The organism is Paracoccus methylovorus, from assembly GCF_016919705.1.
Taxonomy (GTDB): Bacteria; Pseudomonadota; Alphaproteobacteria; order Rhodobacterales; family Rhodobacteraceae; genus Paracoccus; species Paracoccus methylovorus.
The window spans coordinates 914,287-940,113 of record NZ_CP070371.1 but is presented as its reverse complement, the minus strand read 5'-3'; the positions used below and the strand labels follow the sequence as shown (position 1 = coordinate 940,113).

Here is a 25,827-nt window from a genome sequence, read left to right as displayed (position 1 = left end):
CGACAGAACCCGTGGCCTGCGGTCTTGACCGTCGCCGGCCGGCATATCAATCGCGCTTGAGGAGGAGCATGCGCTTATGAATGGCGATCAAAAAACTGCCGAAAACCAGGCCGTCAAGGCCAGACGCGCCGGCATCGCGTCCTTTGTCGGAACGACTATCGAATGGTACGATTTCTACATCTACGGGTTGGCGGCGTCGCTGGTATTTGGTGATCTGTTCTTTTCAAAGAACATGGATCCGGGCGTTGCGACGCTTCTGTCCTTTGCGACATTCTGGGTGGGATTTCTGGGGCGCCCTGTCGGCGGAGTCATCTTCGGCCATCTGGGGGACCGGATCGGACGTAAGACCACGCTGGTCATCACGCTGATGATGATGGGGGTTGCGACGACGTTCATCGGGCTTTTGCCGACTTATGAAACCATCGGATTCTGGGCACCGATCGGGCTGGTCATTCTGCGCTTCATTCAGGGCGTTGCGGTTGGCGGCGAATGGGGCGGTGCTGTTCTGATCGCCAGCGAGAACGCACCCAAGGGCAAGGGGGTTCTTTATTCTGCCTTCGCCCAGCAGGGCGCGCCGGCGGGCAACCTGTTGGCGATCAGCGTCTTCTTTCTTCTCAGCCTGGCCGAGACGCCGGACTTCCTGCTGAATGGCGGCTGGCGAATTCCGTTCCTGCTGTCCTCGGTCCTGATCGTGATCGGCATGATCATCCGCCTGCGGATCGAGGATTCAACGGACGTCCAGAAACTGCTGCAGGAAAACCGCGACAATGACGTCCAGCCGGTCCGCGAGGCGATCAAGGGATACTGGCCAATGATCCTGCTTGGCGCTGGCACGCTGCCGATCATCTATGTGACCTATATCAAAACCAGTTTTGCGCTGTCTTGGGCCACCAAATCGCTGGGCTATGATTCCACGACGTTTCTCAGCCTGATCTCGGTCGCGGTGATCGTGCAATGCATCACCCAGCCTTTTGGCGCTGTTTTGATGAACAGGGTGGACATGCGCAAGGCCGTCCTGCTGATCACCGTGCCGGAGTTCTTTCTGGTGCCGCTGATGTTCTATGGCATCTATTCCATGAACTACTGGTTTGCGATGTTTACCATGGCATTGGCGACGATTCCCCACGGCATGTATTATGGTGCGATCGCAGGCATCCTGGCCCGCGCCTTTCCGGCCCGCGTTCGCTATTCCGGGCTATCGCTGGCCAACCAGCTTGGCGCGCTGACCGTTGGCGGTGGAACCCCGGTCCTGCTTCAGTTCCTGCTCAACAAGACCGGCAGCATCGTTCCGGTGGCCATCGTCTCGGGCGGCTATGCACTGGTTTCGCTGATCTGCGTCCTGTTCGTGCTGAAGCGAACCGGAACGAATGCGACCGAACTTTCAACTGCCGAGCGTCGGGACGCAAGCGATCTGGCGGATCTTGCTGCCACACCCGCAGCGGTGGTCCGGGCGGCGTCCTGAACCCTTCCCGCGCGACCGGCCCTGTCGCAAGCCACGTTACCCTCTTGGGAAAACCATCATGTCAGAAAATCCTGTTCGCATCCTGATCCCCGAAGGCCGCACGCTGAAGGCAGCCGAAGCGCAGGAGCTGGGTATGATCGATGCGCTGGCGGATGATCCGCTGTCGGCGGCCCGCACGATGGCGCTGCCGGATCGTCTGGCAACGGCGATGTTGCCAGAACCTGCCACCGATCCCGATGCGGTCGCGGCAGCGCGCGACGCCGTTGCGAAACGCAGACCTCACCAGATCGCGCCACAGACCGCCATTGATCTGGTTGAGGCGGCCGCTTGCCTTCCCCTCACCGAGGCGCTGAGGATAGAGCGGGCGGCATTTCTGGATCTCAGGACCAACGATCAGGCGGCGGCCCTGCGGCATCTGTTCTTTGCCGAACGCGCGGCTATGGCGCAGGGGCGCGAGGATGGGGCCGATATCGCCCGCGCCGTGGTCGTCGGCGGTGGCAATATGGGCACGGGGATCGCCTATGCGCTGGCGCAGGTGGGGATCATGGTGACCCTGCTGGAAACCGATAGGAAAGGGGTCGACCGCGCCCGGGCCAATGTTGCCGCGCTTTACGACCAGGCGGTGAAACGCGGCAAGACAAGTGCCGCAGACGCGCGGGCGGCGCTGTCGACCCGCCACAGCTTCCATATCGGCTATGAACACCTGCCACCTGCCGATATCGCCATCGAGGCGGTGTTCGAGGATATGGAGGTCAAGCGGCACGTCTTTGCCGCGCTGGATGCGGCGCTGCCCGACAACGCAATTCTGGCCACCAATACGTCATATCTGAACGTCAATCGGATCGCTGAAACTGTCCGGAATCCGTTGCGTTTTCTGGGCCTGCATTTCTTCAGCCCGGCGCATTTGATGAAACTGGTGGAGGTCGTGTGTGCCGATACGACCAGCCCGGAAACGCTGGCCTCAGTGATGCGACTGGCGGCCCGGCTGAAGAAGGTTCCGGTTCTGGCAGGCGTCTGCGACGGCTTCATCGGCAACCGTATCCTGACCCGCTATCGCCAGACTTGCGACATCATGCTGATCGAAGGTGCGCTGCCCGCGCAGGTTGATGCGGCAATGCGCGGCTTTGGGATGGCAATGGGGCCATATGAGGTGCAGGATCTGTCCGGCCTCGATATCGCCTATGCCAATCGCAAGCGCATGGGCTGGAAGGATAAGCCGGGTTTCCGCTATATTTCCATCGCCGACTGCGTGGTTGAGGAGACCGGCCGTCTGGGCCGCAAGACCAGCGCGGGCTGGTATGATTACACGGATGGCAAGCCCACCCCCTCGCCACGGATCAACGGCATCGTGACCAGGGAATCCGCCCGCGCAGGCATTACCCGCCGTACCTTCACCGATGAGGAAATCGTGGATCGCGTCGCGGCGGCAATAGTCGAAGAAGGCTTCCGAATCCTTCAGGAAGGCATCGCGGAAAAATCCGCCAATATCGACTTGGTGCTGGTGCATGGCTACGGGTTTCCGCGCTGGCGCGGCGGACCGATGCATTGGGCGGGACGCAAGGGGCTTTCCACTATCCTGCATCATATCGAAGAACTTGCCGCCGAAGACCCGCTATCCTGGGGCGCTCCCGCCCTGCTGCGGCAGGCGGTAGCCGAGGGCAAAACCCCTGAAGAGCTGGAGCCCCAGGATCTTAGGAATAACCGACTGGAGCAAAACCGATGAGCGACGCTTTCATCTGCGACTATATTCGCACGCCGATCGGGCGCTATGGCGGGGCCTTGGCGCCGCTGCGGGCGGACGATCTGGCCGCGTTGCCGCTGGCGGCGCTGCTGGCGCGCAATCCGGCGATGCACCCGGCCGCCATCGAGGAAGTCTGGATGGGCTGCGCCAATCAGGCGGGCGAGGACAATCGCAACGTCTCGCGCATGGCGCTGCTGCTGGCTGGCCTGCCCGAAACTGTGCCGGGCGTGACCGTGAACCGGCTTTGCGGCTCGGGGCTGGAGGCGGTGGCTGCGGCCGCCCGCGCGATTCGGTCCGGCGAGATGGAATTGGCCATTGCCGGCGGCGTCGAAAGCATGAGCCGGGCACCTTTTGTCATGCCCAAGGCCACTGCAGCCTGGTCGCGCGCCACCGAAATCCACGACACCACCATCGGCTGGCGATTTGTCAATCCGAAGATGCAAGCGCAATATGGCATAGATTCCATGCCGGAAACCGCCCAGAACCTTGCCGACGATTATGCCATCAGCCGCGAGGATCAGGACGCCTTCGCGCTGCGCTCGCAGGAGCGCACCGCCGCGGCACAAGTCAATGGCCGGCTGGCGCAAGAGATCCTGCCGGTAATGGTGCCGCTTGGCCGGGGCAGGACGGCCGAGGTGGCGCATGACGAACACCCCCGGGCCACCACAATGGCTGATTTGGGACGGCTGCGCGCAATTACCCGCCCCGATGGCTCGATTACGGCCGGCAATGCCTCGGGCGTGAATGACGGAGCGGCGGCACTGATCGTGGCGTCGGAATCGGCGGCTCGGCGTCATGGGCTGACGTTACGGGCGCGTATCGTAGGCTCCAGCTCGGCAGGGATTGCCCCGCGTGTAATGGGTTACGGGCCGGTGCCGGCAGTGAACAAGCTTCTGATGAAAACCGGCATCACCCCTGATGAGTTGGACGTAATCGAACTGAATGAGGCTTTCGCGGCGCAGGCGCTTGCGGTGCTGCGCGGTCTGAAGATTTCTGACGATGACCCTCGGGTGAATCGTAAGCGCTGTCCCACCCCCACCTTCCAGCGCGCTTCCTGATGGGATCACTGGCATCCATTGTTGTTTGATGCTGGAGTTTCTCCATGGAGACTACATTGGAGGTTCTCACGGTTGGCGGGTCCAGTCGCCAGAACCGGAGTTGGCCTGAAGATGTGAAGGCGCGGATCGTGGCGGAGACGCTGGTTCCGGGTACTACGGTCAATGATGTTGCCCGGCGGCATGGCCTGCCGGCAAATCGTATCTCCTCATGGCGGACGCTGGCGCGTAAGGGGCGGCTGGTTTTGCCCGCGCCGGAGGATCCGGTCGAGTTTGCGGCCCTGATGCTCGGGCCAGCGGATGATGGTCCGCGTTCTGTCGGCCCTGCCGCGACCGGCCCTGAGATTGCGTTTGGTGCGGTTGTGATCCGTTTGGAAGTCGGTGCTTCGGCAGAGCGGATCGCGTCCGTAGTGCGTGCCTTGGCGGCGGGCGCGTGATCTTCCCGTCGAACCGGGTGCGGATCATGTTGGCGACCAAGCCCATAGACTTCCGCAAGGGCCATGACAGCCTGGCCGCGATGGTCAAGAACGAGTTGCGCAAGGATCCGTTCACCGGCACTGTCTTCGTATTCCGCGCCAAGAAAGCCGATCGGTTGAAGCTGCTCTACTGGGACGGCACCGGGCTGGTGATGGCCTACAAGCGGCTGGAAGAGCACAGCTTCACCTGGCCTGCGGTGAAGGACGGGCTGCTGGTGATGAACCACGCGCAGTTCGAAGCCCTGTTCTCTGGGCTGGATTGGCGACGGGTCCGGGCCATCGGGGCGAGGGCGCCAGAGGCGGTGGAATAGCCCTGTCTTTGTTGGGTCCGGCAGCGTTTTTTACGGGTATTGGCCGTGGCGGGTGATAGACTGCGGCCATGCCGGAGACCACTGATCTGCTTCAGGAAATTGCCACGCTGAAGGCGATGCTGATCGCCTCGGAGGCGCATAACCTGCGCAAGGACGAGCGCATCGAACGATTGGAGAAGCTGGTCGCGGCCTTCAGGCATGCAGCCTTCGGGCGGCGATCCGAGCAGAGCGATCCGCACCAGTTCGAACTGGCGCTTGAGGATCTGGAGACGGCCATTGCCACGATCCATGCCGAAGAGGATGCCGAGGACCGCGCGGCCAAACGCCCCGCCAAGCCACGTGCCACCAATCGCGGATCGCTGCCCAAACATCTGCCGCGCGTCGAAGAGATCATCGAGCCGGACAGCCTGACCTGCGCTTGTGGCGGCTGCCTACATTGCATCGGCGAAGATGTGTCGGAGCGGCTCGACATCATCCCGGCCCAGTTCCGCGTCATCGTCACCCGTCGCCCCAAATATGCCTGCCGGTCCTGCACCGATGGCGTGACACAAGCGCCATCACCGCCACGGCTGATCCCCGGCGGCATGCCGACCGAGGCGACGGTCGCGCATGTGCTGGTCAGTAAATACGCCGATCATCTTCCGTTGTATCGTCAGGCCCAGATCTACAGCCGGCAAGGCGTCGACCTCGACCGTTCCACCCTTGCCGATTGGGTCGGCCGTGCCGCCTTTGAACTCCGCCCTGTGCATGACGCGCTGATGGCCGATCTGAAGCGGTCCACCAAGCTGTTCATGGACGAGACTCGCGCCCCGGTCCTTGATCCGGGCGCCAGAAAGACCAAGACCGGATACTTCCGGGCGCTGGCCCGCGATGACCGACCGTGGGGCGGCACGACGCCACCAAGCGTGGCCTTCACCTATGCGCCCGGTCGGGGCGGGCAACATGCCGAACGGATATTGCAGGACTTCGGCGGCATCCTCCAAGTCGATGGCTATGCTGGATACAACCGGCTGATTGCGCCGGACCGGATCGGCCCAAGTATCCAGTTGGCGTATTGCTGGGCCCACGCCCGCCGAAAGCTGATCGAGATCACCCGCACCGGCTCCGCCCCGATCGCCGAGGAAGGCGTGGCCCTCGTCCGCGCGCTCTATGCCATCGAGGCCGACATCCGCGGCAGCGAACCCGCCGTGCGCCTCGCCGCGCGGCAGGAACGCTCCGCCCCGATCCTCGCCCGCATCGATGTCTGGCTCAGCCATCACCGTGCCCGCGCATCCGCTAAATCGCCCTTAGGCGAGGCGCTGGCCTATATCGCCAAATACCGCGACGGTCTCGGCCGCTTCTTGGCCGATGGCCGCGTCGAACTCGATAGCAACACCGTCGAGCGTACGATCCGCCCCATCGCGCTCAATCGCAAGAACGCCCTCTTCGCTGGCCACGACGCCGGAGCTGAAAGCTGGGCCGTCATCGCCTCGCTCATCGAGACCTGCAAAATGAACGGCGTCGATCCCCACGCTTGGCTGACAACCGCGCTCACTGCCATCGTCAAAGGTCACAAACAGAGCAACATCCAAGATCTGCTCCCGTGGAACTACGCCGCCACCCTGTGATCGGAACACCGCTTACGGTGAATCCCAATGGCGGCGCCATTGCCTTGGGTCATCCCCTTGGGATGAGTGGCGCGCGCATTGCCGGTTCGGCCGCGCTGGAGTTGTCGCGCGGGACTGGCCGCTACGCACTGGCCACCATGTGCATCGGTGTCGGCCAAGGTGCCGCGTTGCTGCTGGAACGAGTCTGATCCCTGCATGAGAGAATGGAGAGCTGAATGACACGAACCTACTTGTCGGACATAATCTATTTGTGCCCGACAGCTAACTGATTGCGGCCGCCGAAGCCGCAGATACCTATGCCCAAATAAGCTGGAACCCACATGCGCGAGTGTTCCGAAACGGGAATGCCCGCTTTGCGAAATTTGGCAGGGGCTAACTGGATCTGTCGGACGTTACCAGATCCGAAAATATAGCGGCATCGGCGTGGGCAATCTCGGAAATTTCCGTTATAGTCGCAGCTCTATGTCCATTTATAGATGGGATTTTTATTATCACCGATAACGCGAGGCGTGTTGGAAGCAGAATACAGAATAAGTCTCGCTTGTTGACGATATATAATTGAGACTAGCAGAAGTATGAAGAAGGAAAAGGTGTTGGAACTTACTCTATCCAAAATGGATATCAAGGAGCTTTATGAGATCAGAAAATAGGTCGACGACACAATAACCGAGATAGTGAATGAGAATATGAGTGGGGCTTTGCTGGCAGTAGAGCGTGTGGCGAGAGATCATGGTTACGACTTGGATCAAGAAGTGCCTAGGTCATGTTGACAAATGACGGAGCCAGAGGCGGATCGACGTGATGTCAATGAAGCCGAGAAAGCTTTCCGCCGTCTTGTCGTAGCGGGTCGCGACACGCCTGGCGTTCTTGAGCTTGTTGAAGCAGCGTTCGACCAGATTGCGCAGGCGATACAGCGAACGATCGACACCAATCCGTTTTTTGCGGGACTTGCGCATCGGTATCACGGGCAGGACGTTGCGCGCCTCCATGCCGTCTCTGATCTTGTCTGCATCGTAGCCGCGATCTGCGAGCAGCACGCTCGGGCGGGGCAGATTATCCACCATCACCAGATCGAAGCCGAGATAGTCCGACGTCTGGCCCGGCGTGATCTCTGTTCTCATAGGTAGCCCGTGCGCGTTGACCAGAAGGTGGATCTTGGTCGTAAAGCCACCTCGAGAACGGCCGAAACCTTGTCGCGGAGTCCCCCTTTAGCGCCCGCTGCCTGATGGTGGGCACGGATCACGGTGCTGTCGATCATTTGCAGGGCGCTTGGCACGGCTCCGCTCTGGTTCAGGGCATCCATGATTTCCTCCCACAGGCCTGCCAGCGTCCAGCGCCGGAACTGCCGATAGACGCTTGACCATTTGCCGAACTCGGCAGGTAGGTCCCGCCATGGCGCACCGGTGCGTGCGATCCAGAATATGCCATCAAGAACGAGGCGGTGGTTGGTGGGCTTGCGCCCGTTCGGGGCGCGGACGGCGAAGATGAAGCGCTCAAAGAACGCCCACTCCTCGTCCGACATAAGGTCTCGTGCCAAGCTGGTCTCCATCGCAGATGCCAGCTTGAATCATGCCCCAAGCCCAAGGGGAATCCCTTTTGTCAACACGACCTAGGTATCGATGAGGTTCGAGTAAAGGCCTTAGCAAGGCGCTGAAAAAGGTCGCTGCGGAGAACGGTTTCCCCGCACCTCCGGCTTGAGGTGGCGTTTTGCGCAGGGGGAAGGCAACCTTCTGCCTCAAGCGGCGAGCAGTTTTGGCAAACTGGCCAAGTTGCAGGCCACTATCGTCATGGTGAAGCGGGCTCGCACACGCTCTATACCGCGATACATGGTCTGTGCCATGCCGCCGATGGTCTTTGCCCAGCCGAAAGGTTCCTTGATCTTCTTCCGGCGCCGCTGAGATTTGGCGTAGCCGGGATGCCGGGTGGTTCTGCCATCAATGGTTGAATGCCGGGACTTCTGGGCGACATGCGGCGTGACTACCATCTGGCGCAGCTCGGCGACGAAGTCGGCGCTGTCGTAGCCGCGGTCTGCCGCCAGGGTCAGTCGCCGTGTGGATCCCGGTGAATGGCGATGGAGCATGTCGATGGCGGCACGGCGTTCGGCATGGCCACCCGCCTGGGTCAGGTCGGCCTGCACGATCTCCAAGATGCGCGTCGAGGCCGGAGTTTTTCAGCGCCCTGTTAGACTGATTTATCCAAGTGGAGCCACACTCTGACAGCCTCGACGATCTTGTTTCGCACTCCTCAATGATGATCGAGAAGACGCGGGACGCGAACGCAGCTCTGCTTATGGAGGCGTCTGACGCCGACCATCCAAGGCGATCCGTAAGCAAATGCATGGCCGCATGAAATGATCCGAGAACCACGGAAATCTCGGCCGATCACACGGCAGGGCATGTGAAGCAATGCCCTTGGCCCTCTAACAGCTGACGACGGCTGAGTTGGACACGAAACATTCGTTGGCCTGAAGGGCGTCGAGTGACTACTATGGTGAAGGTTTTCCGATGCGGCCCGCGGCGTGATGGTCCGGCGTGGCGCTGAGCGCGACGCGATACTTCAGCCCCGGCCCGGGCGCAGCCATCAGGATGTCGGACACTTCCTCGACGCTGAACACGACGGGCAGCCGGCGCGGCTCGGTCCGGAACTGCATGTAGCGCTTCATCTCCTCACGCCCGCAGGTCATACCGAAGAAGAACCGGAGCGCCACGATGCGTGCATTGAAGGTCGAAGGTGTGACACCGGCGTCGGTCATGTGCAGTTGGTGGGCCCGCAGTTCCTCTGATGTGGCTGTATCCGGAGATCGGCCGAGAAACGTTGCAAAATCCTTGATGGCACGGATGTGCGCCTGCTGGGCCTTATCGCCCATGCCGCGAATACGCATATCTTCGATCATCTGCTGGCGCAGCGGGGTCGTTCTTTCCTCCGTCATGGGAACCTCCTGTCTGATGAAGGGGGAAGACCCCGATCATCAGCCCGGAAAGGCCTCACACATCGAACAACCGTGGCATGGAGGTCGAACGCCAGACACAGGCACCAGTGCCGCGGAGCGGCTTAGTCCATTGGCCGTTCGCGCGAAGGTCGCATGGTCGAAGCGCTTGGACAGAAAGCGTCGCGTGGACTTGGAGCTTCGGCCGCAGTTCCCTATGGGCGCAAACAAATAAGCCAGCAGAGCGCTGCTCTACCGGCTTCGGAACTCCTCACAAACATGGATTTCTCCATAAATGGACAATCCGCTGTCATTAATGGAAGATCTATCTGGCACTTGCCATTGATGATTTGGTGGAGCCAAGGGGAGTCGAACCCCTGACCTCTTGAATGCCATTCAAGCGCTCTACCAACTGAGCTATGGCCCCACCGGAGGTCTCGGGCGGCGTCTCCGGCGCCCGTGTGAGGCGTCGTATAGGAGGGCCGGCGGATGGGTGCAAGCGGAAAAATACTGCTGCGAGGAAAAATTATCCGGTTCTCACCCAAGCCCGAAATCCGGGAGTTTTTCTGCCTGAAACGACATCTCAAGCAGGTTGCGGGCAAGGCGGAAGGCCGCCTCGTCCACCGCCTCGAAGTTGCCGTTCACCTTGGCGACGAAATCGGCGTCAGATCCTTCGATCAGCGGAGGCAGCAAATCGTAGATATTTTCCGCGCCTTCGAAACTGGTATCGAAATCCCACAGGTCGGTGCGGGAATAGCGATCCTCTTCGCCTGAAATCTTGGTGGCGGCGACTTCTTCCATCAACACGGCAGCACCGCCCACAACGATCTCGGGTGGGTAGGTCAGGCCGTAGATGCGGGCATCGAGTTCTTGGATATCGGCCAGAAGGCCGTATTCGATACGGTGATAGCCGGTAAAGGCTGGGTCCTGTTCGCGCCCCTGCAGATAGGCTGCGCGGGCATCTATGCGTTCCTCAATATCCGAGAAGCGATAGGCCAGCGGTTCGATGCGGCGGTAGGGTAGGCGGGCCTGACGCCACGCCTCGCGCGCAGCTTCCAGATCGCCCGAGGCGATGGCGTCACGCAGACTTTCGGCGGCCTTCACCGCGGCATTGCCCTGCATGACCAGATAGACGCGGTATTCCGAAAGCGGTCCCAGAAACTTGCGCAGCGTAACCTCGGAAGCCGCTGCCGTGGCCTCGTCCGATTGCGTCACGGTCAGCGTGCCGCGCGGGTTCGACAGAAGGCCGCAGGTGATGGCGTATTCGCCGGGGGCAAGCTGCACCTCCAGCGTGGCGCGAAAGCCCGGTGCGATGTTCTCGCGCTCTGCCACGACCATGACGCCGTTCAGGATTTCCCATTTGATCGGGCGGTCGCTGGCATTGACGATTTCAAAGCTGCGGCGCCCACCCGGCACGGTCATGGCATTGGGTTCGCAAGTGGCCGCGGTCACCGTCACTAGCTGGTCGGCGGCAGTCCGAGCGCCCGCAGCCCGTTGCGTCGCATACCAAAAGGCCACACCGCTCGCGACTGCCAGAACCGCTGCGCCGACAATCGCCAAATAGATGCCTTTCAAGGGTGGATTCATTTAGGCGCCGCTGTTTGAGGTCGGGCAGGCAGCGCCTCGGGCGGCGGCCTGGGAAACAACACCAGCGTCACCGCCAGGAAGATACCCCAGACCAGCGCCTCGCCCAGAGTGGGGGCTTCGCGATAGCCCAGAAGACCAGACAGCACGGTGCCCAGCGGGCTGGATTCCGGCAAGGTCCGGCTGAGGTCAAAGACCCGGCCTTGCAAGCCGTTCCACAACCCCGCCTCGTGCAATGCCCTGACCGAACCGGCCAGAAGCCCCGCCGCCACCAGCAGGATAAAGACTCCGGTCCAGCGAAAAAAGCGGCGCAGGTCCAACCGCAACGCGCCGGCATAGATCCCCCAACCGGCGCCGACGGCGCCGATCAGTCCAAGAAGCGCGCCGATTGGCGCGGCGCTGTCCTGACTTTGCTGGAATATCGCCAGCAGGAAGAATACCGATTCCAACCCCTCGCGCGCCACGGCCAGAAAGACGATGCCGATCAGCGCCCAAGTGCCTGCGCTGCCCTTGTACGCCAGCGCCTCGTCTATATTGGCATGCAATTCGGCCCTGATCGAGCGCGCGGCGCGGCGCATCCAGAATACCATGCCAACCAGCACCGCGACGGCGACCAGCCCGATCAGCGCCTCGAACAACTCTTGCATCTTTTGCGGAAAACCGGCGCTGACCAACTGGATCGCCGCGCCGGCGAAAAGTGACATGGCGACGGCCAGAAATACGCCGACCCAGATCGCAGGCAGCCATTCCCGGCGCCCGGTCTGGCGCAGATAGCCGGCGATGATGCCGACGATCAGGGCCGCCTCCAGCCCCTCGCGCAGCATGATGAGAAACGGGGCCAGCATGACCTTTCCTCGCCATTTTGTCGTGGTGCGGGTCCGGAACGGCACAGCGCGGCCGGAAGGGCATCGCGGCAAGATCATCGGCCCGGATGGGCCAGCGGGAAAAGGAATACGCCGAATGCCGAACAAGTCATCCTGAGAAAAACTCTTGGGAAGGGTGTGGATGCCAGTCTCAGCCTCTGCCGTGGGGTTCGTGCCAATCGATCAGCGGATTGATCGGGATGATGCGATATGGATTTATCGTGACATGGCTATAGTGGTAATGGCGCACGATATGGTCGAAATCCACCGTCTCGGCCACCTCCGGCCGTTGGTAAAGCTCTCGCGTCCACGCCCACAGGTTGGGATATTCGCGCAACCACCGGCGATTGCATTTGAAATGCGTGTGATAGACCGGATCAAAGCGGACCATGGTGGTGAACAGACGCCAGTCCGCCTCGGTGAGGCGGTCGCCGCAAAGGTAACGGTGCGCGGCCAGATGTCCCTCCAGCCAGTCCAGCGTTTCGAAAAGCGGCCCTACCGCCTCGTCATAGGCCGCTTGGGAGGTGGCGAAACCGGCTTTGTACACGCCGTTGTTCACCCGGTCATAGATACGGTCGTTCATCGCATCTATCTGCTCCAGCAGGTCGGGCGGGCAATAATCGTCGCGATTTTCCGTCAGCGCGTCGAAAGCCGAGTTGAGCATGCGGAGGATCTCGGCGCTTTCGTTGCTGACGATGGTGCCCTGCGCCTTGTCCCAAAGCACCGGCACCGTCACCCGGCCGGAAGCCTTTGGATCCACCTTCAGATAAAGATCACGCAGATAGGGCAGACCGAACAACCGGTCCCCGGTCGCGCCCGGAAAATCGCGGGCAAAGGTCCAGCCGTCCGACAGCATGTCGGGATGTACGACCGAGACGTCGATATGCTGGGCCAACCCCTTGATCGCGCGATAGATCAGCGTGCGGTGTGCCCAAGGGCAGGCATAGGAGACATAAAGGTGATAGCGCCCGCTTTCCGCCGCAAAGCCGCCCTTGCCGCTGAGCCCAGGGCTGCCGTCCGGGGTGATCCAGTTGCGATATGCCGTCACGCTGCGCTGAAAACGCCCGCCACTGCTTTCGGTATCATACCATTCGTCATGCCAGACGCCGTCGATCAGTTGGCCCATGCTGTCCTCATCCGTCTTTGCCCTGTTCCCAGCATAACCATGCCGGCGGTGCGGGCAACCGCCCGGTCGGGTGGCGCGGCAAGACCGTCCCATGACAGGCGATGTTCTTGACGGCGAAAGAGTCTTCGATAGTTTTCGGGGATAAGGGCTGTCCCGCTCCGTCATGCCGCTTTGTCATGGGGCAGTTTCGCAGCACCTTGCAAAGCAGCACTGTCAGACTGGTGGCAGGAGTCTTGAAAACCCAGCGGGAGGAAAAGGAATGAAGATCGGCTGCCCAAGGGAGATCAAGCCGCAGGAATTTCGCGTCGGTCTGACACCCGCCGCCGCTGCCGAAGCCATCGGGCACGGCCATCAGGTGCTGGTCGAAACCGGCGCCGGGCTTGGTGCGGGATTCGAGGATGAGGATTACCTTGCTGCCGGCGCGCAGATGGCACCCGATGCCGGTGCGGTCTTTGCCGAGGCCGAACTGATCGTAAAGGTCAAGGAACCGCAGCCGGCCGAGCGCGCCATGCTGCGGCGGGGGCAGGTGCTGTTCACCTATCTGCATCTGGCGCCCGATCCGGCGCAGACGCGCGACCTGCTGGAATCCGGCGTGACCGCCATTGCTTATGAGACGGTGACCGACGCGCGTGGCGGCTTGCCGCTGCTGGCGCCAATGTCCGAGGTTGCCGGGCGGCTTGCGCCCCAGGTCGGCGCATGGGCGTTGCAAAAGGCCAATGGTGGACGCGGCGTGCTGTTGGGTGGGGTGCCCGGGGTCAGGCCGGCCAATGTGCTGATCATCGGCGGCGGTGTCGTCGGCGCGGCGGCGGCGCGGGTTGCTGTCGGTATGGGCGCGCATGTGACGGTGGTGGACCGCTCATTGCCGCGACTGTCTTGGTTGGACGATACCTTCATGGGCAAGCTGACCACCCAGCACGCCAGTGCCGCTGCGACCGCCGAGTTGATCCAGAGGGCGGATATGGTCGTCGGCGCCGTTTTGGTGCCCGGCGCGGCGGCCCCCAAGCTGGTGTCGCGGGCGCAACTGGCGACCATGCCGCGCGGCGCGGTGCTAGTGGATGTCGCCATCGATCAGGGCGGCTGCTTTGAGACCTCGCGCGCCACCACCCATCAGGACCCGATCTATGAGGTCGACGGTGTGATCCATTACTGCGTCGCCAATATGCCGGGCGCAGTGGCGCGAACCTCGACGCAGGCGCTTGGCAATGCGACGCTGCCCTTCCTGCTGGCATTGGCCAACAAGGGCTGGCGACGTGCGCTGGCCGAAGATCTGCACCTGCGCGCAGGGCTTGCCACGCATGAGGGACGACTGACATCTCCGCCGGTGGGCGAGGCGCTGGGGCTGGCCTCCATCACCCCGGACGAGCTTTTGGCCCGGTAGCTCGGACGCTGGGCGCAATTGTGGTACTGCGCCCTATCGCCAAAAGCGCTTGGCATCGACAAAGACTTCATGCGCCTCTGCTGCGGCCTCGATCTGCCGACGCTTGTCGCGATCCGTGCCCAAAAGCGCGCGTGCTGCGGGATCGTCGGCCAAGCCCAGCCGCGCGACCAGTTCCGGCGCGGTCGCCAGATCGTTCAGTAGCCCCATGCGATCCTGTAACCTTCCAAGCGCGTCAATGAAGCGACCGGCCCGGCGCTTGCGACACCTTTCTGCGAACAAAGGAATAAAGAATTCCGCAGCATATCGCAATTTCTTCGCGTCTTTTCTCAGCTCATGTCGGGCCTTGTCATCTAGATCGGCCAGATCGATACGATCCTTCTTGACCTTGCGGCGCAAGCGATCCAGCGCGGCAGAGGCGAATTCGCGCAAGGGCAGATCTCGCGTCTCAGCGCCCGAAGGTAGGGTTGTCCACGGACCAATGGCCAGATATTCTGCCAGATCAAGCATCAACAGCCGTGTGCGGTGCGATTCCAGCACCAGTCGTGCCTGCGCATAGGCTGCCGCGCGGGTCGGTTCCAGCCGCGCAGACAGCGTTTCCGACCCACCGCGGTGCCGCAAAACGTCCAGATCGCGCGCTTGGCCCAGTATGCCGGCAAGCCAGCGAATCTCCTGTGTCAGCCGGTTGGCCACCTCATCCGGCAGCATGGGTCGAAAGATGGAAAAGGCCGAACGCAGTCGGCGCAGGGCCACTCGTGCCTGATGTACGGCATCGGGATTGCCGGGGTCGATCAGCGGTTCGTTCAGCCGGAACTGCCGCAGGCACGTGGCAGCGATCAGGGGAAAACCCTCTACTGCGGTCATGTCCCGGTGCAGGGCGGCAGGAATGGCCTTGTCCATGTGCAGCATCGGCCCAAGCAGGCGAAAACCATGCTCGGCCTCGTCCAGAACACCAAGGCGCAGCGGTGCGACCTCGTTCAGCCGCCGTGCCAAGGCGTAAAGAGCACCCGGTGGTCCATCCCGCAACGCAAGCCGGACCTCGCCTCGGGTGGAACGCCGGTCGGCGGCCATAATCTTTCCCTGATCCAGCACCAGTTCCATATCCGCGCCCTGCCATGGCAGGTTCCAGGTCCGCCGGGTGGTGACAATACTGAATTGCGGGCCGATATTCGCGATCCTTGCTCCCAGCAACGCAGCAATCGGGCTGCGGTCGTCCAGCACCGGCAGGGCGGCGGCCTCGGTCTGGCGCCATTCTGGCAGCACGAACAGATCGGCGGTTGCTCCGGTGGCACAGACGGTCTGGATACGTTCGTCCCCGATCTGCGACAGGCGCAGCGTAAAGCCGGCGGCGGCCAGATCTCGCGCGGGGGTGTCGAAATAGGTGGTGTGGACCGCGATGGCTGCCGGCCCGGCTGGCAGCAGATCCGTCGCGCACAGCATCGCGGCCGCATCGGGCGTCAGGTCCAGCGTCAGCTCCGGTGCGGAAACCATGGTTTTCTGCTGCGGCATTTCAATCTTCCATCGGAACATATCGGAGCAGGGTGCCGACAAGGACCACCGGACCCCACACAACAAGGATAGCCGATGGATGAAACACGTCCATGTCGCTGTTGAGGTGCGAATTGCGGCTTGCCCTGCGCTTGCTTGATTGCAAAAGCGCGAGGGCATTCGTTGGTTGCCCATTGCGGCTGAATTCCGCCGATGCGGCCGGGGCGGATCTTGTGCCGGCGTCAAGGCGGGGCGTTAATTCGCCCATGACGGAAAAGCGAGCTGCCTTATTGCTGCGGCGTCTGAGGGTGCGTCTGGTCACTTCGGCCGGGGTCGCCGCCGCGCTGCTGTTCGGCCTGTGGCTGAAGGTCGAGGACGCGCGAGCGCCCAAAGACCCGCCGCTGATCGTGCCCGGACAATCGGTCGATCTGGGCCGGGTCGAATTGACCCCGCTGTCCCTGATCCTTGCACCGCCCGCGCAGGACGGGCAACCGGCGCGTTTACTGATGCAGGTCCGACTGTTGAACCTGACCGGCGAAAGCCAGACCGCCGTTTTCGGTTTTCCACCCCATCCGCCCGAACTGACCATCAATGATGTCGCCTTGCCCGAGCCGGAGGTCATTCTGGACCGCGATGACGCGCCGCTGACGCAATTGCATCCGCGTCTGGCCGAGCAGGTGACTCTGATCTGGCAGGTGCCGCCTGACTGGCAACCCGGGCCGCTTGCGCTGATGTTCCATCGGCAAACATTCAAGCTGAAGGACAACCTCTATGGTCAATCCAGTTGGCTGCAATTCCAGCCCGCTGCACGCATGGCCTTGACGTTGGAGGACTCGTCGTGATCCGCGCGGCCAGCATCGTCACCCTGCTTTCCGGTGGGGCCCTGCTGGGGGCGATGATGCAGACTGCGCCGGATTACAACAGCGTCATACAGCCGTTTCGCAGCCATGTCGCGGCGGGAGAAATGGGTGAGGCGCGCAGTTTCCGCGCCAGTTTCACCACCATCCGGCTTACCGATCGCATTGCCTTTTCCCGATACGGCAGCGATCTGGTCCGCGACACGGGCGGCGTGTTCCTGATCGCCGAGATCGAGGCCGAAGCAACAATCGCTTCGCAGCGCCTCCACGCCTATTGGCGCGGGACGAGTGGGCGCAACTATGCCCTGTCCTGGCGCGCCCGTGACGTTCCCGACGGGCTGGACAGCCGCTGGTTCCAGCCGGGGCTGACGGATCGTGGCATTGCCATTTTCGAACTGCCGCCAGACGAGGTCACGGGCGGCGAGTTGGTGCTGACCAACAGCTTCACCGCGATTCTCGACAGCGCCTTGCATCTTGCCCCACCCAACCTGCCTGACGACAGGCAACCGCTTATCCGGTTCGACCCATGAAGCACCTTGTCTGGACCATCCTTGCCGCGGTGTTTTTGCTGGTGACGGCAGGGATCGGCGCGCGGACCGAGATCGCCGACCTGCGCCGCGCCCGGGAATGGAACGTGACTGCGGCGGATACGTCAGGGGCAGGGCTGCATGGCGTCCATGCGCGCGTGGCCCAGGTCTGGGCAGCGACAGCGCCCGACCGGCCCGAGCGGGCGCTTATCCTCGTGCGGCTGGCGCTGCGCGGGGATGAGACTGCGCGGCAGGACTGGATCAGTTGCGATGTCACCTTGCAGGACGGAACCGGCCGGATCTGGCAGCCACTGTTGAGTGCCAATACCGATGGCGCGATCAAGACCATCTCTCCGGACGGCCAGAACATGGGGCGCTGCATCCCCGCCCCCTATGACGCCCCGGCAGAGGGGCAAGAGATTTTCTCTGACCAGATTTTCCTGGTGCCGGCTGAATTGCTGAGGGGGGCAAGGCTGCGTGTTTCGGCCTTGGGAACGCGGCCCGATGCGCTGGAGTTTCAGGTCACGCCGGTGCTGCGGACTCTGCCATAGCCGCCTTCTTGTCCCTTTGCGCCCGTCCGGCCAGCTCCAGCCCGGCGGCGAGAATGCAGAACTGCATGACGCAGACCAGCACTCCGTCCTGCGGCTGGCCCGGTGCGCCGAAAAGCAGGTTCAGCGGATATTGCGCGACCTGCCAGACCGGCAGATCCTGCGGCCCGATCAGTTCCGCCAGCCCGACCCAGGCCCAGCGTCCGGCCCAGTCCGCCAGCCGCCACAGCACCAGCACCGATACGGTCAATGCGAATCCTGCCGATCCGGCCAACAGCACGCCGTTCATCACGGCATGCCATCGCTTGACCAGCCCTGCCCAGAAATGGCCGATAAAGTCGGTCAGCGGCTTGGGAAGCGCCTGCCAGCGGTCGACCACCGTGCCGGCCGAACGCCGCGTGCCCTCGGCCATCAGGTTCAGGTCGTGGCCATAGACGATGGCGCCAAGATTGAACCAGACCAGCGGCAACAAGGCATACCAGAACAAGGACTTGAACCAAGGCCCGGCCCGAAAGACCGGCGGCCAGTCCACCGGACGCGCCGCGGCATCCACAACCTGGGCCGAGGCGGGCGGGAACAGGTTTTGCCATAATTCGTCAGGCGAAGGCAGCCGGGCCAGCCATTCGACGAATCCCGCCTGCCAGCCCGAGATCACATAAAGGCCCAGCACCGCCCAGCTTGCGTCGCAGGCAACCACCAGCAGCGGCCAGATCCCGGCCCCGCTGCGCTTGTGCAGGGCCTTGGCGCTGCGCCGGACCGCCCAGATCAGCAGCACTGCGGCCACGACCCACAGGGTGCTGTCTACCTCCAGCGCGGTCGGCAGCGGCTCGGCAGGAACGTCGGAAAAGTCGATCCTTTCCATCGAGGCCGCAAGGAAAGCCTTGGAATAGTCCCGCAGCGTGTTTCCCAGCAATCCCCAGCCGGCATAGTAGCCGTAAAAGGGGATCAGAACGGCCATCAGCGCGGCCGCCAATACGCCGACCCCCGCACCGGCGCCGTTGTCATCCTGTCCGGGCGCGGACGCAACGCTGTGGCGGCTGGCCTTGAACCGCAGCAACGGCAAGCCGTCTCGCAGGATGACGAACATGGCGACAAACACCACCAGTTGCAGCAGGATCACCGGCACCAGTGCGATCAACCCCGCCAGACGGTTGGCAAAACCGATCTCGACCGCCAGCATCATCAAAAGCATGCCAAGGAGGGTGCCGGCCATCCAGGTGGCGGCCAGCGCCGCGCCGTAGTTCCGAAACAGCCGCGCGGAAAGCAGGACATGCTGGCGCAGAATATGCAGATCCCCGGTCATTGCGGCAGGATTGCAGGATCGCCCCCGCACCGCAAGCCGCCTGTGCCGGAAAGGACGGCGAGCCGGGTCTTAGCGTTGGGCGTCGTCGGCATGGCGGCCAAGCCCCATTCCCATGCCCATTCCGCCGCCGCCCATTCCTCCTCCCATGCCACCGCCACCACCGCCTCCTGCGCCACCGCCCTTGCCGCCGGCTTCGCCTCGCCCACTTCGGGACGATCCACCCTGCTGGCGTGCCGGTCCTTGCGATGGGATGCTGACATCACCGGGCACAGGTGCCAGATCCAGCGCCTTGCGGATGAAGTCGCGTAGCGAGACCACCAGTTCGGCGGTGTGGATCGGCCGGCCCGCGGCCATCTCGGTCGCGGCATGGCTGGCAAGGCGGACCTGTTCCTCGGTGCCCAGCAGGATGATGTCGGACAGCGATGCCTCGACCGCGTCGCGAATGCGCCGGGCGCGGTCCGAGCCGGCAGCTTCTTCGGCAGCCTCATCCTGTATCCGTTGGCGCAGGTCGCGCAGATGAGTGGGATCGACCAGCAGTTCCCCGGTGAAAGAGCCGCCAAGAACCTTATAAGCCGCAATCAGCGTGCGCAGCCGTTCGTTGATCTGGCGATTCATGCGCTGCTGGCGCTGCTGGATCGTCAGCAGCATCAGCACCCGGATGCCCACGCCAATCAGCGTGAACATCGCAAGGCCCAGAAGCGTGGTCAGAATCCCCTGCCAGGAACTGAAATCGAAATAGCGCATCGGCAAATTCCCTGGTTCGACATGGCGGTTCGGGATGACTATCCCACCGCACAGGGGCAATGCGCCAGAGAGCTTTTATGCCGCCGCCACCGGGCGGCGAAAATCCGTCCTGCGGCTTCAACCCGGTCCGGCATGATCGGGCGGGCGGGACAGTTCATGGCCGCGCTCGGCCAGGTTTGCGGACAGAAAGCTGATGACCGCCCGCACCCATTGCATCATGCGCAGATCGCGGTGGCAGGTCAGCCAATAGGTCCGGGTCAGGCGCAACTCGGGCAGCACAATCTGCAATTCGGGATATTTCCCGGCGATATACCAGGGCAGGACGCCGATCCCCAGCCCGTTGCGCACCGCCGCCAGTTGATTGAAGATGCTGGAGCTTTTCACGCTGGCCCGGATCGCGGGGTGGATCTCGCCCAGATAGTCGAGGCCGGGGGCAAAGATCATCTCCTCGATATAGCCGATAAAGCGTTGCTGGCGCAGATCCTCGGGGCTGGTGATCGGGGAGAGGCTGCGCAGATGGTCGCGCGTGGCGTAAAGATGCAGCGTATAATCCACCAGCGGATCAGAGCGATAGGGGCCGCTGCTGACGGGGTCCAGCGTGATCGAGATATCCGCCTCGCGCCGGGACAGCGACAGCACCTGTGGCATGGTGATGAGTTCCAGCGAGATCAGCGGAAAGCGGGCGATGAAGGCCGGCAGCAGATGGGTCGAAAACAGGCTGGCGAATCCCTCGGGCATCGCCAGCCGCAAGGGCCGTTTCTGGTCAGGCGCGGCACGTTGGTCCAGCGGGATCAGCCCGGCGGCCTCTTCCATGCGCTCGGCCGCTTCGATCAGGCGCTGGCCGGCAGGGGTGGGTTCATAGCCGCGCGGGTTTCGTTCGAACAGGCGGGTATTCAGCGCCTGCTCCAGCCGGTCGATGCGGCGCGAGACGGTGACATGCGAGGTGCCCAGATGCCGTGCCGCCCGCGAAAGCTGGCCTTCCCGCACAACCGCCAAAAAGAATTGCAGATCGTCCCAGCTTAGATTGGCCATTCAGTTGTTCATAAATGCACACACCCTGTATGAAATTAAACCTCTCTGAACACTTGTGTCAAAGTGGAATTACCTGCATCGTTCCGGGCGAGCGGGTGAAGGGAAGAGTCGCCCCTCGACGGAAACAGGACAGCATTCCCATCCGGTCGGCACGACCGACCCGGTGGAAGGGGTGCGCCTTTGGGAGGATAAGATGCGAAAGTTTCTGCTGTCGACCGCTGCGGTCGGCCTTATTGCCACGCCTGCCTTGTCCGAAGTGTCGGACGGTAAGGTCAAGATCGGCATCCTGAACGACCAGTCCGGCGTCTATGCCGATTTCGGCGGCAAATTCTCGTATGAGGCCGCGAAGATGGCGGTCGAGGATTTTGGCGGCAAGGTGCTGGATGCGCCGATCGAGGTGGTCACCGCGGACCATCAGAACAAGCCCGACATCGCCTCGAACATTGCCCGGCAGTGGTACGATACCGAGCAGGTCGATTCGATCATGGAACTGACCACCTCGTCCGTGGGTCTGGCGGTGCAGGCGCTGAGCCAGGAAAAGAAAAAGATCACCATCAATACCGGCGCGGCCACGACCGAGCTGACCGGCCCGCAATGTTCGCCCTATGGGTTCCACTGGGCCTATGACACCCACGCGCTGGCCGTCGGCACCGGCGGCGCGCTGGTGAAAGCCGGCGGTGACAGCTGGTTCTTCCTGACCGCCGACTATGCCTTTGGCTATTCGCTGGAAGAGCAGACCGGCAATTTCGTCAAGTCGCAGGGCGGAACGGTGGTGGGCGCGGTGCGTCACCCGCTGGCGACGACCGACTTTTCCTCATTCCTGTTGCAGGCCCAGTCCTCGGGCGCCAAGGTCATCGGGTTGGCGAATGCGGGCATGGATACGCAGAACGCGATCAAGCAGGCGGCGGAATTCGGCATCACTGCCGGCGGCCAGCGTCTGGCGGCGCTGCTGTTCACCTTGGCCGAGGTGCATGGCATCGGGCTGGATGCGGCACAGGGGCTGACACTGACCGAGAGCTTCTATTGGAACCGCACCCCCGAATCGCGTGAATTCGGCGAGCGGTTCAAAGAGCGGACCGGTGTCATGCCGAACATGGTCCATGCCGGCACCTATTCGGCCGTCAGCCAGTATCTCAAGGCGATCGAGGCGGCGGGCACCGACGAAACCGAGGCGGTTGCAGCCAAGCTGCACGAAATGCCGGTGGACGACGTCTTTTCCCAGGGCGGCAAGGTCGGGCCCAACGGTCGCATGATCACGGACGTCTTTCTGATGGAGGTCAAGGCGCCCGGCGATGTGACCGAGGATTGGGACTACTACAACGTCCTTGCCACTATTCCCGGCGACGAGGCCTTCCTGAACCCGGCCGAAAGCGGCTGCCCGCTGGTCAACTGATGGCGGCGTCTGTGGCAACGCAGGCCGAGCCGCGGGTGGTGCTTTCCGCCCGCGGCCTTGGCAAGGATTTTGCCGGCTTCACCGCCGTCAATAATGTCGATCTGGATGTGGAACATGCCCGCATCCATGCGCTGATCGGGCCGAACGGCGCCGGCAAGACCACGGTCTTCAACCTGTTGACCAAGTTCCTGCAACCGACGCGGGGCCAGATCACGCTTTTGGGGACCGATATCACCCAGACCAAGCCCGACAAGGTGGCGCGGATGGGGCTGGTGCGGTCCTTCCAGATCTCGGCCGTCTTTCCGCACCTGACCGTGCGTGAGAACGTCAAGATCGCGCTGCAACGGCCCAGCGGGCTGTCAACGCAGTTCTGGTTGCCGCTTTCGGCGCTGGACCGGTTGAATCCGCGCGCCGACGAATTGATCGACCGGCTGGGGCTTGGCCATTGGCGCGACCACCGCGCCGCCGACCTGTCCTATGGCCGCAAGCGCGTGCTGGAAATCGCGACCACGCTGGCGCTGGATCCCGAGGTGCTGCTGCTGGACGAGCCCATGGCCGGCATGGGGCAAGAGGACGTCGCCATGGTCGCTGCCATCATCCGCGACGTCGCCGTCGAACGCGCCGTGCTGATGGTCGAACACAACCTCAGCGTCGTGGCCGATATCTGCCACCACGTCACCGTGCTGCAACGCGGCGAGATCATCGCGCAGGGCGACTATGCCGCCGTCTCGGCCGATCCGCGCGTGCGCACCGCCTATATGGGGACCGACGCATGACCGCGCCGCTTCTGAACGTCCGCGATCTGCAGGCATGGTATGGCGAAAGCCACGTGCTGCATGGCGTGAACCTGACCGTCGCGCAGGGCGAAACCATCTGCATCCTTGGCCGCAACGGCATGGGCAAGACCACCACCCTGCGCTCGATCATGGGCATCCTGCGCAAGCGCACGGGCCGGATCGAATTCGCCGGGCAGGACATGCTGACCTTGCCCTTGCACCATACCGCCCGCGCCGGGCTGGGTTTCGTCCCCGAAGAGCGCGGCATCTTCGCCAGCCTCTCGGTCGAGGAAAACCTGCTGCTGCCGCCGAAAGTGGCCGAGGGCGGCATGTCGGTGGACGAGATCTATGAGCTTTTCCCCAACCTCAAGGAACGGCGCAACAGTCAGGGCACCAAGCTGTCGGGGGGCGAGCAGCAGATGCTTGCCATGGCGCGCATCCTGCGCACCGGCGCGCGCTGCCTGTTGCTGGACGAGCCGACCGAGGGGCTTGCCCCGGTCATCATCCAAGCCATCGGCGAGGTGCTGCAAAAACTAAAAAGCCGCGGCATGACCGTGGTGCTGGTCGAGCAGAATTTCCGCTTTGCCGCCAAGGTCGCGGACCGGTTCTATCTGATGGACCACGGCAGGATGACTGCGGAATTCCCAGTCGCCGATTTGCAGGCGCAGATGGACATGCTGCATCGGGAACTGGGGGTATAAGATGACGACAATCTTCGGTGTGCCCGTGCAGGCGCTGATGGGCCAGTTGCTGGTCGGACTGATCAACGGCTCGTTCTACGCGCTCTTGTCGCTGGGTCTTGCGGTGATCTTCGGGCTTTTGCGCGTCATCAACTTCGCCCACGGCGCGCAATACATGCTGGGCGCCTTTGTCGCACTGCTGCTTCTGACCGTGGGCGGGATCAACTATTGGCTCGCGCTGCTTCTTGCGCCGCTGGTGGTGGGACTGTTCGCCGCCATCGTGGAGCGCACGATGCTGTCGCGGCTCTATAAGCTGGACCATCTTTATGGCCTGCTGTTCACCTTCGGGCTGGCGCTGGCGATCGAGGGCACCTTCCGCTATTTCTTCGGCGCTTCCGGCAAGCCCTATTCCCCGCCGTCGCAACTGACAGGGGCGGTGAACCTAGGCTTCATGTTCCTGCCGATCTATCGCGGCTGGGTGGTCGTGGCCTCGATGGCGGTTTGTATCGCGGTCTGGCTGCTGATCGAAAAGACCAAGCTGGGCGCTTATTTGCGTGCCGCGACCGAAAACCCGGTGCTGGTGCAGGCCTTTGGCGTCAACGTGCCCTTGCTGCTGACGCTGACCTATGCGCTTGGGGCGGGGCTTGCGGCCTTTGCCGGGGTGCTGGCGGCGCCGGTCTATCAGGTCAGCCCCCTGATGGGTTCGAACCTGATCATCATCGTCTTTGCCGTGGTGGTCGTGGGCGGCATGGGCTCGATCCTGGGGGCCATCGTCACCGGCTATATGCTGGGCGTGGTCGAGGGGTTGACCAAAGTCTTCTATCCCGAGGCCTCGAACATCGTGATCTTCGTCATCATGGCGATCGTGCTGATCCTGCGGCCCGCGGGCCTATTCGGAAAGGATGCCTGACATGGCCGGAAAATCCGAACCCATTTCGACCGAACATGTCGCCGTCCATGCCTGGGCCGGACAGATCCAGTTGCTGCTGCTGGTGATTGCACTTGCGGCACTGCTGGTCGCGCCGATGTTTCTTTATCCGATCTTCCTGATGAAGCTGCTGGCCTTTGCGCTTTTCGCCTCGGCCTTCAACCTGCTCCTGGGCTATACGGGGCTTCTGTCCTTTGGCCATGCCACCTTTTTCGGCGGCGCGGCCTATTTCACCGCCCATGCGGTCAAGGTCTGGGGCTGGTCGCCGGAATTCGGCATCCTGCTGGGCGTCGCCGGTGCGGCGGCGCTGGGGCTGGTGATGGGTGCCATCGCCATCCGTCGTCAGGGCATCTACTTCGCCATGATCACGCTGGCGCTGTCGCAGATGTTCTTCTTTTTCTGCCTGCAGGCCCCCTTTACCCATGGCGAGGACGGTATCCAATCCGTGCCGCGCGGCCATCTGTTCGGGCTGATCGACCTGAACCAGCCGATGAACATGTATTACTTCGTGCTGGCGGTCTTTATCCTTGGCCTGCTGATCATCTGGCGCTTTGTGAACTCGCCCTTCGGCATGATCCTCAAGTCGATCCGCGAAAACGAGCAGCGGGCGATCTCGCTGGGCTATTCGGTGCAGCGTTACAAGCTTGGCGCCTTTGTCATGTCGGCGGCGCTGGCTGGGCTGGCAGGCGGGGTCAAGGCGCTGATCTTCCAGTTCGCGACGCTGACCGACGTGACCTGGCAGATGTCGGGCGAGGTGATCTTGATGACGCTTCTGGGCGGGATCGGCACGCTGCTTGGCCCGATCGTCGGCGCGGGGCTGGTGGTGACCTTGCAGAACTACCTGGCGACCTCGGACTTCCCGGTCACGGTCATCACCGGCGTCGTCTTCATGGTCTGCGTGCTTCTGTTCCGCCGGGGGTTGGTGGGCGAGTTCTTCGCCTCGAAGCTTGGCCGCAAGTTGGGCTTCAGGGCAGGTTCGTAACGGTGCGGCCCCTGCGCGCAAGCGGGGGCCATGCAAGGGGTAT

At 62.7% G+C, this 25,827-nt stretch carries 23 protein-coding genes, 1 tRNA gene and 3 pseudogenes; 16 read left to right on the top strand and 11 right to left on the bottom strand.

Going from position 1 to position 25,827, the window contains the following annotated elements:
• Nucleotides 1-76: 76 nt before the first annotated feature.
• The 7 genes and pseudogenes from JWJ88_RS17895 to JWJ88_RS17865 all read left to right on the top strand — a co-directional run.
• Nucleotides 77-1,462: an MFS transporter gene (locus JWJ88_RS17895; RefSeq protein ID WP_205295793.1), complete on the top strand. Its 1,386-nt coding sequence runs from the start codon at nucleotides 77-79 to the stop codon at nucleotides 1,460-1,462.
• A 58-nt stretch (nucleotides 1,463-1,520) separates the two neighbouring features.
• Nucleotides 1,521-3,185 (top strand): 3-hydroxyacyl-CoA dehydrogenase, encoded by a 1,665-nt coding sequence (locus JWJ88_RS17890; protein ID WP_205295792.1) that lies wholly within the window; start codon nucleotides 1,521-1,523, stop codon nucleotides 3,183-3,185.
• The gene (locus tag JWJ88_RS17885; protein WP_205295791.1) at nucleotides 3,182-4,261 is read left to right on the top strand and encodes an acetyl-CoA C-acyltransferase; all 1,080 of its coding nucleotides are present in this window, start codon (nucleotides 3,182-3,184) and stop codon (nucleotides 4,259-4,261) included. The genes JWJ88_RS17890 and JWJ88_RS17885 overlap by 4 nt, the downstream gene beginning before the upstream one ends.
• A 44-nt stretch (nucleotides 4,262-4,305) precedes the next feature.
• Nucleotides 4,306-4,695: a transposase gene (locus tag JWJ88_RS17880; RefSeq protein ID WP_205295790.1), complete on the top strand. Its 390-nt coding sequence runs from the start codon at nucleotides 4,306-4,308 to the stop codon at nucleotides 4,693-4,695.
• Nucleotides 4,696-4,721: 26 nt separating this feature from the next.
• The gene (tnpB, locus tag JWJ88_RS17875) at nucleotides 4,722-5,045 is read left to right on the top strand and encodes an IS66 family insertion sequence element accessory protein TnpB (protein ID WP_205295789.1); all 324 of its coding nucleotides are present in this window, start codon (nucleotides 4,722-4,724) and stop codon (nucleotides 5,043-5,045) included.
• A gap of 68 nt (nucleotides 5,046-5,113) precedes the next feature.
• Nucleotides 5,114-6,652 (top strand): IS66 family transposase, encoded by a 1,539-nt coding sequence (gene tnpC, locus JWJ88_RS17870; protein ID WP_205295788.1) that lies wholly within the window; start codon nucleotides 5,114-5,116, stop codon nucleotides 6,650-6,652.
• A gap of 17 nt (nucleotides 6,653-6,669) precedes the next feature.
• Nucleotides 6,670-6,840 (top strand): annotated as a pseudogene (locus JWJ88_RS17865) (3-oxoadipyl-CoA thiolase); the annotation flags it as partial.
• Nucleotides 6,841-7,413: 573 nt separating this feature from the next.
• Here JWJ88_RS17865 and JWJ88_RS17860 read toward each other — a convergent pair.
• The 7 genes and pseudogenes from JWJ88_RS17860 to JWJ88_RS17830 form a co-directional block, all read right to left on the bottom strand.
• Nucleotides 7,414-8,201 (bottom strand): IS5 family transposase gene (locus tag JWJ88_RS17860; RefSeq protein WP_143795259.1). Its coding sequence is split into 2 segments (ribosomal slippage): nucleotides 7,414-7,862 and nucleotides 7,862-8,201, totalling 789 coding nucleotides; the frame shifts between segments, so codons are not numbered across the junction.
• Nucleotides 8,202-8,387: 186 nt separating this feature from the next.
• Nucleotides 8,388-8,792 (bottom strand): annotated as a pseudogene (locus JWJ88_RS17855) (transposase); the annotation flags it as partial.
• A gap of 396 nt (nucleotides 8,793-9,188) precedes the next feature.
• Nucleotides 9,189-9,581 (bottom strand): annotated as a pseudogene (locus tag JWJ88_RS17850) (site-specific integrase); the annotation flags it as partial.
• A gap of 348 nt (nucleotides 9,582-9,929) precedes the next feature.
• Nucleotides 9,930-10,005 (bottom strand) — tRNA-Ala (locus JWJ88_RS17845).
• A 110-nt stretch (nucleotides 10,006-10,115) separates the two neighbouring features.
• Entirely contained in the window at nucleotides 10,116-11,153 is a 1,038-nt protein-coding gene (efeO, locus tag JWJ88_RS17840; protein WP_240200280.1) for an iron uptake system protein EfeO, read from the bottom strand.
• Nucleotides 11,154-11,161: 8 nt separating this feature from the next.
• Nucleotides 11,162-12,007 (bottom strand): iron uptake transporter permease EfeU, encoded by an 846-nt coding sequence (gene efeU, locus JWJ88_RS17835; RefSeq protein ID WP_205295786.1) that lies wholly within the window; start codon nucleotides 12,005-12,007, stop codon nucleotides 11,162-11,164.
• Between the two features lie 169 nt (nucleotides 12,008-12,176).
• Nucleotides 12,177-13,151, bottom strand: coding sequence for a glutathione S-transferase family protein (locus tag JWJ88_RS17830; RefSeq protein ID WP_205295785.1), 975 nt, complete (start codon nucleotides 13,149-13,151; stop codon nucleotides 12,177-12,179).
• Nucleotides 13,152-13,410: 259 nt separating this feature from the next.
• On the opposite strand from JWJ88_RS17830, the gene ald reads away from it, so the two are divergent.
• Nucleotides 13,411-14,529 (top strand): alanine dehydrogenase, encoded by a 1,119-nt coding sequence (gene ald / locus JWJ88_RS17825; protein ID WP_205295784.1) that lies wholly within the window; start codon nucleotides 13,411-13,413, stop codon nucleotides 14,527-14,529.
• Between the two features lie 33 nt (nucleotides 14,530-14,562).
• Here the strand turns inward: ald and JWJ88_RS17820 are convergent, their stop codons facing one another.
• Nucleotides 14,563-16,035, bottom strand: coding sequence for a CYTH and CHAD domain-containing protein (locus JWJ88_RS17820; protein WP_205295783.1), 1,473 nt, complete (start codon nucleotides 16,033-16,035; stop codon nucleotides 14,563-14,565).
• Between the two features lie 269 nt (nucleotides 16,036-16,304).
• Here JWJ88_RS17820 and JWJ88_RS17815 point away from each other — a divergent pair, with 269 nt between their 5' ends.
• The 3 genes from JWJ88_RS17815 to JWJ88_RS17805 are packed head-to-tail and all read left to right on the top strand — an operon-like array spanning nucleotide 16,305 to nucleotide 17,949.
• Entirely contained in the window at nucleotides 16,305-16,856 is a 552-nt protein-coding gene (locus JWJ88_RS17815) for a hypothetical protein (protein ID WP_205295782.1), read from the top strand.
• Nucleotides 16,853-17,401 carry a hypothetical protein gene (locus JWJ88_RS17810; RefSeq protein ID WP_205295781.1) on the top strand — a complete coding sequence of 183 codons (549 nt, stop codon included), beginning with the start codon at nucleotides 16,853-16,855 and terminating at the stop codon, nucleotides 17,399-17,401. Before JWJ88_RS17815 ends, JWJ88_RS17810 begins: the two co-directional genes overlap by 4 nt.
• On the top strand, nucleotides 17,398-17,949 hold the full coding sequence (locus JWJ88_RS17805) for a hypothetical protein (RefSeq protein WP_205295780.1): 552 nt from the start codon (nucleotides 17,398-17,400) through the stop codon (nucleotides 17,947-17,949). The genes JWJ88_RS17810 and JWJ88_RS17805 overlap by 4 nt, the downstream gene beginning before the upstream one ends.
• On the opposite strand, the gene JWJ88_RS17800 is transcribed toward JWJ88_RS17805, so the two are convergent.
• The 3 genes from JWJ88_RS17800 to JWJ88_RS17790 all read right to left on the bottom strand — a co-directional run bounded on the left by JWJ88_RS17800 (nucleotide 17,921) and on the right by JWJ88_RS17790 (nucleotide 21,025).
• Nucleotides 17,921-19,249: a hypothetical protein gene (locus JWJ88_RS17800; RefSeq protein WP_240200279.1), complete on the bottom strand. Its 1,329-nt coding sequence runs from the start codon at nucleotides 19,247-19,249 to the stop codon at nucleotides 17,921-17,923. The genes JWJ88_RS17805 and JWJ88_RS17800 overlap by 29 nt on opposite strands.
• Nucleotides 19,250-19,318: 69 nt before the next feature.
• On the bottom strand, nucleotides 19,319-19,993 hold the full coding sequence (locus JWJ88_RS17795; RefSeq protein WP_205295778.1) for a hypothetical protein: 675 nt from the start codon (nucleotides 19,991-19,993) through the stop codon (nucleotides 19,319-19,321).
• A gap of 117 nt (nucleotides 19,994-20,110) precedes the next feature.
• Nucleotides 20,111-21,025, bottom strand: a complete 915-nt coding sequence (locus JWJ88_RS17790) for a LysR family transcriptional regulator (RefSeq protein ID WP_205295777.1) — start codon at nucleotides 21,023-21,025, stop codon at nucleotides 20,111-20,113.
• A 193-nt stretch (nucleotides 21,026-21,218) separates the two neighbouring features.
• Here JWJ88_RS17790 and JWJ88_RS17785 point away from each other — a divergent pair, with 193 nt between their 5' ends.
• Genes JWJ88_RS17785 through JWJ88_RS17765 form a run of 5 tightly spaced genes read left to right on the top strand, consistent with a single transcriptional unit; the run spans nucleotide 21,219 to nucleotide 25,784 of the window.
• Nucleotides 21,219-22,418 carry an ABC transporter substrate-binding protein gene (locus JWJ88_RS17785; protein WP_205295776.1) on the top strand — a complete coding sequence of 400 codons (1,200 nt, stop codon included), beginning with the start codon at nucleotides 21,219-21,221 and terminating at the stop codon, nucleotides 22,416-22,418.
• A complete protein-coding gene (locus tag JWJ88_RS17780) occupies nucleotides 22,418-23,194 on the top strand; it encodes an ABC transporter ATP-binding protein (RefSeq protein ID WP_205295775.1) in 777 nt (258 codons plus the stop codon). The genes JWJ88_RS17785 and JWJ88_RS17780 overlap by 1 nt, the downstream gene beginning before the upstream one ends.
• Entirely contained in the window at nucleotides 23,191-23,895 is a 705-nt protein-coding gene (locus tag JWJ88_RS17775) for an ABC transporter ATP-binding protein (protein ID WP_205295774.1), read from the top strand. The genes JWJ88_RS17780 and JWJ88_RS17775 overlap by 4 nt, the downstream gene beginning before the upstream one ends.
• A 1-nt stretch (nucleotide 23,896) precedes the next feature.
• Nucleotides 23,897-24,784 carry a branched-chain amino acid ABC transporter permease gene (locus JWJ88_RS17770; RefSeq protein ID WP_205295773.1) on the top strand — a complete coding sequence of 296 codons (888 nt, stop codon included), beginning with the start codon at nucleotides 23,897-23,899 and terminating at the stop codon, nucleotides 24,782-24,784.
• Between the two features lies 1 nt (nucleotide 24,785).
• Nucleotides 24,786-25,784: a branched-chain amino acid ABC transporter permease gene (locus tag JWJ88_RS17765; RefSeq protein WP_205295772.1), complete on the top strand. Its 999-nt coding sequence runs from the start codon at nucleotides 24,786-24,788 to the stop codon at nucleotides 25,782-25,784.
• The last annotated feature ends 43 nt before the right edge of the window (nucleotides 25,785-25,827 follow it).

Bases quoted from the DNA above. Each gene is read 5' to 3' on its own strand.
- JWJ88_RS17895 (WP_205295793.1), top strand. From the start codon at position 77: ATGAATGGCGATCAAAAAACTGCCGAAAACCAGGCCGTCAAGGCCAGA.
- JWJ88_RS17890 (WP_205295792.1), top strand. From the start codon at position 1,521: ATGTCAGAAAATCCTGTTCGCATCCTGATCCCCGAAGGCCGCACGCTG.
- JWJ88_RS17885 (WP_205295791.1), top strand. From the start codon at position 3,182: ATGAGCGACGCTTTCATCTGCGACTATATTCGCACGCCGATCGGGCGC.
- JWJ88_RS17880 (WP_205295790.1), top strand. From the start codon at position 4,306: ATGGAGACTACATTGGAGGTTCTCACGGTTGGCGGGTCCAGTCGCCAG.
- tnpB (WP_205295789.1), top strand. From the start codon at position 4,722: ATGTTGGCGACCAAGCCCATAGACTTCCGCAAGGGCCATGACAGCCTG.
- tnpC (WP_205295788.1), top strand. From the start codon at position 5,114: ATGCCGGAGACCACTGATCTGCTTCAGGAAATTGCCACGCTGAAGGCG.
- efeU (WP_205295786.1), bottom strand. From the start codon at position 12,007: ATGCTGGCCCCGTTTCTCATCATGCTGCGCGAGGGGCTGGAGGCGGCC.
- JWJ88_RS17830 (WP_205295785.1), bottom strand. From the start codon at position 13,151: ATGGGCCAACTGATCGACGGCGTCTGGCATGACGAATGGTATGATACC.
- ald (WP_205295784.1), top strand. From the start codon at position 13,411: ATGAAGATCGGCTGCCCAAGGGAGATCAAGCCGCAGGAATTTCGCGTC.
- JWJ88_RS17820 (WP_205295783.1), bottom strand. From the start codon at position 16,035: ATGCCGCAGCAGAAAACCATGGTTTCCGCACCGGAGCTGACGCTGGAC.
- JWJ88_RS17805 (WP_205295780.1), top strand. From the start codon at position 17,398: ATGAAGCACCTTGTCTGGACCATCCTTGCCGCGGTGTTTTTGCTGGTG.
- JWJ88_RS17800 (WP_240200279.1), bottom strand. From the start codon at position 19,249: ATGACCGGGGATCTGCATATTCTGCGCCAGCATGTCCTGCTTTCCGCG.
- JWJ88_RS17795 (WP_205295778.1), bottom strand. From the start codon at position 19,993: ATGCGCTATTTCGATTTCAGTTCCTGGCAGGGGATTCTGACCACGCTT.
- JWJ88_RS17790 (WP_205295777.1), bottom strand. From the start codon at position 21,025: ATGGCCAATCTAAGCTGGGACGATCTGCAATTCTTTTTGGCGGTTGTG.
- JWJ88_RS17785 (WP_205295776.1), top strand. From the start codon at position 21,219: ATGCGAAAGTTTCTGCTGTCGACCGCTGCGGTCGGCCTTATTGCCACG.
- JWJ88_RS17780 (WP_205295775.1), top strand. From the start codon at position 22,418: ATGGCGGCGTCTGTGGCAACGCAGGCCGAGCCGCGGGTGGTGCTTTCC.
- JWJ88_RS17775 (WP_205295774.1), top strand. From the start codon at position 23,191: ATGACCGCGCCGCTTCTGAACGTCCGCGATCTGCAGGCATGGTATGGC.
- JWJ88_RS17770 (WP_205295773.1), top strand. From the start codon at position 23,897: ATGACGACAATCTTCGGTGTGCCCGTGCAGGCGCTGATGGGCCAGTTG.
- JWJ88_RS17765 (WP_205295772.1), top strand. From the start codon at position 24,786: ATGGCCGGAAAATCCGAACCCATTTCGACCGAACATGTCGCCGTCCAT.